We start from the raw sequence: 10216 nt of genomic DNA on the forward strand, positions 1-10216 counted from the left end.
CCGCGATGAAGCGCATCCTGCGGCAGGCCAGGCTGGCGTTCGGCGCGCTGGCGCTGGCCGCCGCCTGCGCACCTGCCTTCTCCCAGTCCACGGCCGACCAGTACCGCGACCCCGAAGCCAGCGGCTTCCGCTTCCAGATCGTCACCGGCGACGACACCGAGGTCACGCGCCGCATCGCGGAAGACCTGTACAAGCGCCTGGTGCCCACCTTCGCCGCCTTCCGCACCGAACTGGCCCAGCGCCGCCGCATGCTCTACGTGGCGATCGGGCCCACCGCGCTGCGCGACGCCGTGGCGCGTCGCTGCGACTGCGTGGTGATCTCGGCCTACACCTCGAGCCAGGTGTGGCATGCGGTGACCTCGCGCCAGCCGCGCAACCGCGCCATGTCGCTCACCGCCGTGTACGCCGAGCCGGCGCCGGCCGACCAGCTGCGCCTGGCCGCGCTGCTGTACGGGCGCCAGCCGCGCATCGGCGCGATCCTCAGCCCCGACACCGCTTTCCTGCGCCCGGTGCTGGACGGCGAAGTCGAGATCCAGCATTTCGAATCCGGCGACGACATCAACCACACGCTCAACCGCATGACGCGCTCCGAAGTGCTGCTGGCGATGCCCGACAGCGCGGTCTACAACACCGAGAGCGTGCGCAACATCCTGCTCTCGACCTACCGCCGCAAGCAGGGCGTGATCGGCTTCTCGGCCGACATGGTCAAGGTCGGGGCGCTGGCCAGCACCTATTCCGAGATCGAGGACATCAATACCCAGGTGGCCGAGATCGCCGCCGCCTTCGTGATCACGGGCGAGCTGGCGCCGCCGCAGTTCCCGCGCTACTTCCGCACCATGATCAACGAGGGCGTGGCCAAGTCGCTCGACCTGCGCGTGACCGAGACCGCGCGCCACTTCGCGCGTCCCGCGCCCGGCGCCGTGCTCGCCCCCGCGCAGAACGCGGCGGCGAATGCGCCTTCGACCGCGCCCTCACGGGCGCCGTCCGGCGTGGCGGTGGCGCGATGAAGCTGCGTTTCTGGCGCGGCTGGGGCATCGGCCGGCGCATGGCCTTCATCACCATGCTGCCCGTGGTGTTCCTGTTCACCTCCTTCGTCTGGTACTCCTGGTACGCGCACCGCGCCCAGGTGGCCGAGGAACTGGCCGAGCGCGGACGCATTCTGTCGCGCGCGCTGGCCGAGACCAGCGAATACAACGTCATCTCGGGCAACCTCTCCGACCTGCGCCTGACCATCAACGGCCTGGTGCAGTCCGACATCAGCATCTACCGCATCGACGTGATCGACGCCAGCGGCCGCGCCGCGGTGCGCGTGGTGTCCGAAGCCGCGCGCGACGCCCAGCCCCATTACTACGAGGCGCCGATCCGCAAGCAGGTGGTGTGGATCAATCTGTTCTCGGACAACGGCACGCCCCACGTCTCGGCCTCCAGCGTGTCGCGCCCGCCGACCCTGACCACCGAGGTGGTGGGCTGGGTGCGGGTGACGATGTCGCCGGCGAACATGATGGACAAGCAGGCCGCGCGCTTCCGCGTCGAACTGACCATCGCCGCGCTGGCGCTGGCCGCCTCCGGCGTGCTGGCCTGGGTGCTGGCGCGCTCGCTCACGGTGCCGCTGCGCGAGGCGATCGGCGCGCTGCGCTCCATCCGCGGCGGCAACTACCGCGTCAACCTGCCGGTGACCACCGGCGGCGAGATCGGCGAACTGCAGTCCTCGATCGGCGACATGTCGCTGGCGCTGGACGAATCCAAGCGCGACCTCGAGAACAAGGTGGCCGAGCGTACCCGCGACCTGCTGGCCTCGCGCAACGAGGCGGTGCGCGCCGACGCCGACAAGCGCAAGCTGATCCAGAAGGTCAACTCGATCATCGAGGACGAGCGCAAGAGCATCGCGGTCGAGATCCACGACGAACTGAACGCGTCCCTGATCGCCGCGCGCCTCGAGGCCCAGGCCATCGGCGCGCTGGCCGTCAAGGCCCCGCCGGGGCAGGAAGTGGACGAGATCAAGCGCAAGTCCGAGGCCATCACCAAGCTCGCGCTCGACCTGTACGCCAATGGCCGGCGCCTGGTGCGCCGCCTGCGCCCCGAGGTATTGGACATGCTCGGCCTGCACGGCGCGGTGGAAGAAATGGTGCGCCACTACGATTCGACTTCCGGCTGCCGCTTCGACCTGCACAGCGAGGGCGACTTCGCGCGCCTGCCGAACGAGCTCGCGATCTCGGCCTACCGCATCGTGCAGGAAGCCCTGTCCAACGTGATGAAGCACTCCGGCGCGCGCTCGGCCCACGTCAGCCTGCTGCTCGACGAAGCCAAGGGCAAGCTGCGCATCCGCGTGGTGGACGACGGCCACGGCTTCGACGTCGCCAGCGCTTCCGAAGGCATCGGCATCATCGGCATGCGCGAGCGCGTGTATGCGCTGCAGGGCGTGTTCGAGGTGCGCTCCGCGCCCGGCGACGGCACCGACGTCGCGATTTCCCTGCCCCTGGAGGCGCCGGTGACCCTGGCGCAATCCTTAACATCCTAGCTTTGAACATACCATGTCCAATGAACTGAAGACCCCTTACGAGAGGGGCAACCTGAACCAGACCACCACCTGGGCCGAGTGCATCGCCTGGTACGAGGAACTCGCGCGCGCCTACCCGCAGGTCCTGCGTTTCGAGAAGGTGGGGACCTCGGACGCGGGCGTGCCGATCCACGCGGGCGTGGTGAGCAGCGACGGCGTGTTCGACCGCGAGACCATCAAGCGCGCCGGCCGTCCGGTCTTCTTCAACAACAACGGCATCCACCCGGGCGAGCCCGAAGGCGTGGACGCCTGCATGGCCCTGGTGCGCGACTTCTGCCTGCAGCCGGAGCGCCTGGCGGCGCTGGGCAAGACCGTGTTCCTGTTCGTCCCGCTGTACAACGTGGACGGCAGCCTGAACCGCGCCGACACCTCGCGCGTGAACCAGGACGGCCCCGAGCAGTTCGGCTTCCGCGGCAACAGCCGCCACCTGGACCTGAACCGCGACTTCGTCAAGTGCGACACGCTGACGGCCCAGGTCTTCAACCAGCTGTTCACGGCCTGGGACCCGGACGTGATGGTCGACACCCACACCTCCAACGGCGCGGACTACAGCTACACCATGACCCTGATCCACACCCAGACCGACAAGCTGGGCGGCGGTTTGGGCGACTTCCTGCGCGACGAGATGCTGCCGGCGATGTACGCCGGCATGGAGCAGCGCGGCTGGCCGACCTGCCCGTACGTGAACCCGGTGAAGGACAGCCCGGACCACGGCATCGCCGACTTCCTGGAAACCGCGCGCTTCTCGACCGGCTACGCGGCCCTGCACCACACCATCGGTTTCATGCCCGAAACCCACATGCTGAAGCCCTTCCAGGACCGCTACGACTCGATGCGCGCCCTGGTCGAGACGGCGCTGGATTTCACCGTCGCCAACGCCGGCCGCATCCAGCAGCTGCGCCGCGCCGCCAGGGAAGAGGGCCGCGCGCGCCGCGAGTGGCCGGTGCGCTGGGCGATGGACGAAGCCAACCCGTCGACCTTCCGCTTCAAGGGCTACGAGGCCAAGTACAAGAAGAGCGTGCTGGGCGAGTACACCCGCCTGTGGTACGACCGCACCAGCCCGTGGGAACGCGACATCGCCTGGTACAACCGCTTCCCGGCCGACGTCAGCGTGAGCGCCCCGCGCGCCTACGTGGTGCCGCAGCAGTGGCGCGAAGCGATCGAGCGCCTGCAGTGGAACGGCGTGCGCATGGAACGCGTGGAAGCCGACCGCGTGCAGGAAGTAGGCTACTACCACATCGTGTCGGTGGCTTCGCGCCCGAACGCCTACGAGGGCCACATGTTCCACGACGAGGTGGTGCTGGAAAAGCGCCAGGGCGCCGTGCAGCTGCGCGCGGGCGACTACATCGTCCCGCTGGACCAGGACCAGGCCCGCTACGCGGTCGAGACCCTGGAGCCGCTGGCGCACGACAGCTTCTTCCGCTGGGGCTTCTTCAACAGCGTGCTGGAGAAGAAGGAAGCGTATTCGGATTACGTGTTCGAGGACCACGCGGAAGAGCTGCTGCGCGCGGAGCCCCTGCTTGCCGAGAAGTTCGGCGCGTGGAAGGCGGCCAATCCAACGCTGCTGGCCAACCAGGAGGCGGTGCTGGACTTTATCTTTGCGAACTGCGAACGGTATCGCGAGCCGGAGTGGCGGCGGTATCCGGTCTTCATGATCGAGCGGTAAATGAAAAACCGGGGCGTGCCCCGGTTTTTTATTAGTACCACCAGCCCCAAGACCGTCATTCCCGCCATTGGCGGCAATGACTCCCCGCGAAGGCGGGGACCCAAGTTCCTTGCGTCGCCACTTACTTCAAGCGTAGTAGGTTGCGTGCAAACTTGGGTCCCCGCCTTCGCGGGGATGACGTTTGCAGGATGCGGGCCACGACGAGCGTCACTTCGACTCGGCAATCCACTTATCCACCTTCGCCTCCAGCACTGCCAGCGGCAAGGTCCCTTCCCCCAGCACGATCTCATGGAACTTCGGCAAACTGAACTTGCCGCCCATCGCCGTCTCCGCGCGCTTGCGCAGCTCCACGATCTTGAGCGAGCCGATCTTGTACCCGAGCGCCTGCCCCGGCCACACCATGTAGCGCTCGATCTGCGCGCGGGCCTCATGCTCCGAGTACCCCAGCGTCTCCTGGAAGTACTGGATGCCCTGTTCGCGGCTCCAGCCCTTGGCGTGCATGCCGGTGTCCACCACCAGGCGCGCGGCGCGCAGCATCTCGTCGTTCAGGTGGCCGAAGTAATCCTCAGGTTTGTCGAACAGGCCCATCTCCTTGCCCAGGGTTTCGGCATACAGCGCCCAGCCTTCGGTAAAGGCGTTGTTGCCGCCGAACTTGCGGAAGTTCGGCAGGCCCAGCTCCTGCACCAGGGCGATGTGGAAGTGGTGGCCCGGCTGGCCTTCGTGCAGGTACAGGGTCACCATGCCGGTGCTGCCGTACTGCTTCGGATCGTTCACCACCGACCAGAACACGCCCGGACGCGAACCGTCCACCGCCGGCGGGGTGTAGTGGTCCGAGGCCGTCGCGCGCGACAGTTCCGGCTCCAGGCGCAGGTCGAGCGGCGACTTCGGCATCAGGGTGAACAGGGCAGGCAGCTTGGTGCGCACCTTGGCGTCCAGCTCGCGGAACACCTCGATCACCTGCTGGTCCGAGGTGAAGGGCTTGTACTTGGGCTGTTCCGACACCCACTTCGGCAGGCCCGCGGCCGGGCCGCTGTAGCCCATCTTGGGACCGATCTGGGCGTACTCGCCCTGGATGCGCGCCACTTCCTTGCGGCCGATCTCGTGGATCTGTTCAGGTTGCAGGTCGGTGGTGGTCATGGCCGCCACGCGCGCCTGGTACCAGGCGGCGCCGTTCGGCAATGCGCTCCAGCCGGCGCTGGTGCGGGTCGCCGGCAGGTATTCCTTCTCGACGAAATTGGCCAGGCGGGTCAGGGCGGGATTCAGCTTGGCGCCGATGGTCTTGCGGTAGCCGTCGGCCAGGCTGCGCTTGTCGCTTGCTGCGAAGGCGGCCGGCATGTTCTTGACGGGCGTATAGAAGATGCTCGCTTCCGGCTTGTCGGCGGCCAGCTGGCGCAGCTGCGGTAGCAGCGACTGCATCGGCTCGCGCGGATGCACGATGCCGGCCTTCATCCCTTCGCGCATGTTGGCGATCGCCTGGTCGATGTAGGGCGTGAGCTGGTTCAGGCGGTTCAGGTAGGCCTTGTAGTCCTTGACGGTGGACAGGGGCTGGGCGCCCTGGCCGCCGGCGTAGTTGGCCAGGATCACCGGCATGCTGACCATCTGGTCGACCGGCAGCAGGTGCTCCGGATACTGGGCCAGGCGCAGCGCGGTGTCGAGCTCGAACTTGAGGATGTCGTAGCTGGTCTGGTCGCGGGCGTTCAGCTTGTCGCGCGGGATCGCGCCCAGGCGCTTGAGGTAGCCGCGGTAGAGCGCGAACTGGCGCTCGCGGTTCTTGGGCGCGATCGACAGGCCGAGCTGGTCGATGAAGCGGTTGTCGCCGCCTTCGCTGGCGTAGACCGGCTCGAAGCGCGCCAGCGCGTCGTAGTACTCGTCGGCCAGCTTGTTGATCGCCTTGCCGGGCTGGGTGTCCACGCGCTCGGTCTTGGCCGGCGCGGCGATGGCTGCTGGAGAGAGCGGAGCACAGGCCAGCACGGCGGCCGCGGCGAGTGCGCCGAGCTTGAAGGTATTGTTCATTGTTGTTGTCCTCGTCGGGTTGGATGCTCAGTAGCTGGCCAGCGGGCTCAAGACGCCGTTCTTGAAGGTGTACACGGTGACGGCGGTCTTCTTTAGGTTGCCCTTGGGGTCGTAGCCGTAGTTGCCGACCACGCCCTGGTAGCTGATGCTGTGCATGGCCTGGCCGACCTTGGCGGGGTCGAGCGAATTCGCGCTCTTCATCGCCTGGGCGATGAACTTGGTCTGGTCGTAGAAGGAGGGCGCGTAGACGTCCGGCTCGCGCTTGAAGCGCTGCTTGTAGGCGGCCAGGAAGGCCGGTCCGCCCGGCTGTTTGGCGACAATCGCGCCGGCCTGGGCGCAGCGCACGTTCTCGCCGACGGCGGGGCCGCCCAGCTTGGCCATCTCGGGGCTGCAGAGGGTGTCGCCGCCCAGCAGCGGCACGTTCAGGCCGAGCTGCTTCATCTGGCGCGCCATCGGCGCGGCTTGCGGGGCGTAGCCGCCGTAGAACACGGCGTCCACGCGCTTGGCCTTGAGCGCGGTGAGGATGGCGGCGAAGTCGCTCGCCTTGTCGGTGGTGAACTCGTGGCCCGCGACCTTCATGCCGGCGCTCTGCGCCTGGCGCTTGAATTCCATCGCGATGCCCTGGCCGAAAGCGGTGCGGTCGTCGATCACGCCCACGTTCTTCACCTTGAGTTCCTTGGCCGCGTACGAGGCCACCGAGGCGCCCACCTGGGTGTCGCTGGCGACGATGCGGAACACGGTCGGGTAGCCAGCCTGGGTGATCTTGGGATTGGTGCCGACCGTCGACATCAGGATGCCGTTGTCGTTGTAGACGCGCGAGGCGGGAATCGCCACGCCCGAGTTGTAGGGCCCGAGCACGAACTTGACGCCGGCGTCGGCGAACTTCTGGGCCACGTTCACGCCCTGTTTCGGGTCGCCTCCGTCGTCCTCGGACTGCAGCTCGAAGCGGATGGTGTTGCCGCCGACCTGGAGCTTCTGCGCGTTGAGTTCCTCGACGGCCAGGCGCACGCCGTTCTCGTTATCCTTGCCGGCGAAAGCGTTCGCGCCGGACAGCGGCCCGCTCACGCCGATCTTGACGACCTGTTCGGCGGCGTTGGCATGGACGGCGAACAGCGCCGCCAGCGCCAGCGGCGCCAGTTTCATTGTGGATGGCATTCCCTTGTCTCCGTTATAGCAACGGCCGCCATCATCGCACGAATTTGGAGCGCTTAACAAAGCCCATGGCGGCGTTGCATCGTCTCGCCGTACTGACGTACTGTCTTCGACGCTGCGCCTTGCCCTGGGCTTTGTTAAGCGCTCCAAAAAACGCTGCGCCCGGTTAAGCGAACCCTATGCCGCCAGCCCGTGCGAGATCAGCTCCAGCGGCAGCGCCGTGGTGCACTTGATCTGCTCCATCGAGAAGGCGGAGGAGACGCCGCTCAGGCGCGCGGTCTTGATCAGCTTCTTGTAGAAGCGGTCGTAGCCGGCGATGTCGGTGGTGACCACCTTGAGCAGGTAGTCGACGTCGCCGCTCATGCGGTGGAATTCCAGTACCTCGGGCAGGGCCTCGACGGCCGAGGCGAAGCGCGCCAGCCATTTCTCGTCGTGCTCGGGCGTGCGCACGCTGACGAAGACCGTCACCGGCAAGCCGACCTTGTTGCGGTTGACGATACTGACCCGGCTTTCGATATAGCCCTCTTCTTCGAGGCGCTTGACGCGTTTCCAGCAAGGGGTGCTGGACAAGCCGACCTTCTCGCTGAGGCCGGAAATGGAAAGTGTGGCGTCCGCTTGCAGTGCTGCAAGGATCGCGCAGTCAAACTTATCGAGAGAATTCATGTGTCGATTTATTGATTATGAGAATGATTGTGCTTCATTTCGACCATAAACCAGTGAATATAGGACATCCCTACCGCTATAACTCCGTACCATATTACTAAAAATAACAGTCTGCGCCGACTTTTTTTTGCATTTTTGTCACTTACTCATGACCATGGAAATCTACCTCGACGCCAACGCCACCTCGCCCGTCCTGCCCGCCGCCATCGACGCCGCCACCGCCGCGATGCGCGACTGCTTCGGCAACCCGAGCAGCAGCCATGCGGCCGGATTGCGGGCGCGGGCGCTGCGCGAAGCGGCGCGGGCGGCGGCGCGGCGCGTGATCGGGGCGCCCACAGGGCGGGTCATGTTCAACAGCGGCGCCACCGAGGGCATCCAGACCGCGGTGCTGTCGGCGCTGTGCGCGGTGCGCGAACGGCGCGCGCGCGGCGAAGCCTGCGGCGAGCTGCTGCTCTACGGCGCCACCGAGCACAAGGCGGTGCCGGAAAGCCTGGCGCACTGGAACCGCGTGCTCGGCACAGGGCTGGAACTGCGCGCGCTGCCGGTCGACGCCGACGGCCGCCACCGGCTTGAGATCCTGCGCGAGCTGGCGCCGCGCGCCGCCCTGGTCTGCACCATGGCCGCCAACAACGAGACCGGCGTCGTCTCCGACCTGGCCGCGATCGAAGGCGTGCTGGAGGACTGCGCCAGCCCGGCGCTGTGGATGGTCGACTGCGTGCAGGCGCTCGGCAAGCTGCCGCTGGACCTGGGCCGCAGCCGCATCGACTACGCGCCGTTCTCCGGCCACAAGCTGTACGCGCCCAAGGGCATCGGCATGCTGTACGTGCGCGAAGGCGCGCCCTACACGCCCCTGATGTGCGGCGGCGGCCAGGAAGAGGGCCAGCGCTCCGGCACCGAGAACATGGCCGGCATCGCGGCCTTCGGCGCCGTGCTCGAGGCGCTGGAGCGGGGCGACACCTTCCGCACCCATGCGGAGCTGCTGGTCTGCCGCGAGCGCCTGGTGCAGGCCTTGCGCGCGGCCTTCCCGGACATCGCCTTCAACGCGCCGTTGGCGCATGCGCTGCCCACCACGCTCAACTTCTCGGTGCCGGGCGCCAGCAGTTCGGACCTGCTCGAGATCTTCGACGCCGCCGGCGTGCGCGTCAGCGCGGGCTCGGCCTGTTCGGCGGCCAAGGCCGCGCCCAGTCATGTCCTGGACGCGATGGGCCTGCCGCCCGGGCGCAGCGCCGCGGCGGTGCGCCTGTCCTTCGGCCCGCTGGTCGATGACGCCACCATCGACGCCGCCTGCGCCGGCATCGCGCGCTGCGGCCGCGCCCTGGCATTGTCGGTGCTGGCGCCGTCGCCGCTGCTCGGCAGGCCGCACGGCCTGGTGCAGCTCGATGCCGAAGGCAAGACCGGCTGGCTGCTGTTCGATGCGGACGCGCGCGCCTGCATCGCGATCGATCCCCCGGCGGCCCAGGCCGCGCGCGCGGCGGGCATGCTGCGCGCGGGCGGCTACCGCCTGCTGGCGGCCCTGCATACGGGTCTCGATGATGCGGGCGCGGCCAGCCTGTGCCGGGAGTGCGGCGGCGCGCCGGGCTGGCCGTTCGCCGCGGACGCCATCGCGTTCGGCGGTGAACGCCTGGGCCGGGTGGAGCATGGCGCCGGCAACGTCTACCTGTTCGGCGCGGCGCAGGAGCCGCGCTTCGTATTTACGGGCGGCTGCGAACTGTGGCCGGAACTGGCGCAAGGCGGGGTGCGCTGCGGCGCCGACAGCGAGCGACCGGTCGCCGTCTCCGCGGCCGTACCGCTGGGCGACGAGGACATGGAACTCGACAGCGAGGCGGCGCTGCGCCTGCTGGAGCAGTATCCGGACGCCCTGGTCATCGACGTGCGCGACCTGCGCGAACATGGCGCCGGCGAAGCGCGCCTGCACGGCCGCCCGGCCCACAACTTGCCCCTGGCGCGCCTGGCGGAACACAGCGGCCATTTCCTCCACGGCGAGCGCCGTCCGCTGCTCTTCGTTTGCCGCAGCGGCGCACGCAGCCTGCGCGCCGCGCGCGTCCTGCGCCAGCTGGGCCGCGGCCAGACCTGGTGCCTGGCCGGCGGCCTCGCCCTCATGGACTGACTCATCCGGGCAACAGGACAAGGGGCGGTCAGCCATACTGAGCACCTTTGTTCGTCAG

Annotated in this window: 7 protein-coding genes; 4 read left to right on the forward strand and 3 right to left on the reverse strand. The window is 67.9% G+C overall.

Annotation, left to right across the window (positions count from 1 at the left end):
* Positions 1–5 precede the first annotated feature (5 nt).
* The 3 genes from KBW98_RS01625 to KBW98_RS01635 are packed head-to-tail and all read left to right on the forward strand — an operon-like array spanning position 6 to position 4223.
* Entirely contained in the window at positions 6–1007 is a 1002-nt protein-coding gene (locus tag KBW98_RS01625) for a hypothetical protein (RefSeq protein WP_229428919.1), read from the forward strand.
* Positions 1004–2518 carry a sensor histidine kinase gene (locus KBW98_RS01630; RefSeq protein WP_211518341.1) on the forward strand — a complete coding sequence of 505 codons (1515 nt, stop codon included), beginning with the start codon at positions 1004–1006 and terminating at the stop codon, positions 2516–2518. The genes KBW98_RS01625 and KBW98_RS01630 overlap by 4 nt, the downstream gene beginning before the upstream one ends.
* A 13-nt stretch (positions 2519–2531) precedes the next feature.
* Positions 2532–4223 (forward strand): M14 family zinc carboxypeptidase, encoded by a 1692-nt coding sequence (locus tag KBW98_RS01635; RefSeq protein WP_211518342.1) that lies wholly within the window; start codon positions 2532–2534, stop codon positions 4221–4223.
* Positions 4224–4430: 207 nt separating this feature from the next.
* On the opposite strand, the gene KBW98_RS01640 is transcribed toward KBW98_RS01635, so the two are convergent.
* The 3 genes from KBW98_RS01640 to KBW98_RS01650 all read right to left on the reverse strand — a co-directional run bounded on the left by KBW98_RS01640 (position 4431) and on the right by KBW98_RS01650 (position 8051).
* On the reverse strand, positions 4431–6236 hold the full coding sequence (locus KBW98_RS01640; protein WP_211518343.1) for a DUF885 family protein: 1806 nt from the start codon (positions 6234–6236) through the stop codon (positions 4431–4433).
* A 27-nt stretch (positions 6237–6263) separates the two neighbouring features.
* Positions 6264–7391: a branched-chain amino acid ABC transporter substrate-binding protein gene (locus tag KBW98_RS01645; RefSeq protein WP_211518344.1), complete on the reverse strand. Its 1128-nt coding sequence runs from the start codon at positions 7389–7391 to the stop codon at positions 6264–6266.
* Between the two features lie 174 nt (positions 7392–7565).
* Positions 7566–8051, reverse strand: a complete 486-nt coding sequence (locus KBW98_RS01650) for an Lrp/AsnC family transcriptional regulator (RefSeq protein WP_211518345.1) — start codon at positions 8049–8051, stop codon at positions 7566–7568.
* 148 nt (positions 8052–8199) lie between these two features.
* Between KBW98_RS01650 and KBW98_RS01655 the strand changes: the two genes are divergently transcribed.
* Positions 8200–10158: an aminotransferase class V-fold PLP-dependent enzyme gene (locus KBW98_RS01655; RefSeq protein ID WP_211518346.1), complete on the forward strand. Its 1959-nt coding sequence runs from the start codon at positions 8200–8202 to the stop codon at positions 10156–10158.
* Positions 10159–10216 lie beyond the last annotated feature (58 nt).

Origin of the sequence: Massilia sp. ST3 (assembly GCF_018119405.1) — a bacterium.
GTDB lineage: Bacteria > Pseudomonadota > Gammaproteobacteria > Burkholderiales > Burkholderiaceae_D > Telluria.